A 790-nucleotide genomic window follows, 5' to 3' on the forward strand; every position below is an offset into this window, starting at 1 on the left:
TTCTTCATGTCCAACTCCTTGTCATGGTGGATTGGACGCTAAAGTCACGCGCTACTCAAGATGGGGTGGACGTCGTTACTGCGTGAAGCTTCTAAAAAGTAGGACTTGATAGCTTGGTATTCGGACTCTTCGTCAGGGGTGATCTGGGTGAAAACGTGTCCAGGTGCGGCGGTGTCAAGTGAAGCGGTAAACGCTGCGCTAGGGTCCAGCTGATGAGCAACAGCGTTCGCAAGAGCATTCACAGCAGTAGAGTTTCTGAACGTGGTGAGGATGCTGTGCACTAGAGGTGTAGGAGCCTGGAACATGTCAGGAGTAGTGCCTGTTTGTTGCTCCAAAGAGGTTTTGAAGGTCTGGAAAAGATCAGGTTTAGCGCCACGGAATTGATAGATCGCTTGGCGGAAGTCGCCCACTGCGTAAAGAGTCTTAGCTAAGTAGGTCAGGAAAGCGTAGTTAAGGCTGTTGAGGTCTTGAGCTTCATCGACAAGAACATAATATTGCTTGGAATGCGAACGCAACTCTGGATGCTTGAGAAAATTCTGAAGGTACTGGTCTGCATCTGACTTGTCAGTCAGTTCAACAAAGTCTTTCAATTCAGCAAGCTTTGAGCGTGCGAAGCTGTGCATCGTGGAACACTTCACACCTCGGGCACCGGCTGCATTGAGACGGGCGGATAGGCTGCGCGAACTGTCTTTTGTAAAGCTGAAGACCAAGATGTTTGAATCGCCCCAGCTTCTCTAGACACTCTTGAGCCGTTGGAAATACTGCTTCTCGTACTCTACCGGTGACAGCC

1 protein-coding gene is annotated in these 790 nt (G+C 49.9%); it reads right to left on the bottom strand.

Annotated features, from left to right (window positions below):
* Positions 1–44 precede the first annotated feature (44 nt).
* Complete coding sequence (locus tag FLQ03_RS04705) at positions 45–710, bottom strand: UvrD-helicase domain-containing protein (RefSeq protein ID WP_240802199.1); 666 nt, start codon at positions 708–710, stop codon at positions 45–47.
* Between the last annotated feature and the right edge of the window lie 80 nt (positions 711–790).

Origin of the sequence: Vogesella urethralis (genome assembly GCF_007644045.2) — a bacterium.
GTDB lineage: Bacteria > Pseudomonadota > Gammaproteobacteria > Burkholderiales > Chromobacteriaceae > Vogesella > Vogesella urethralis.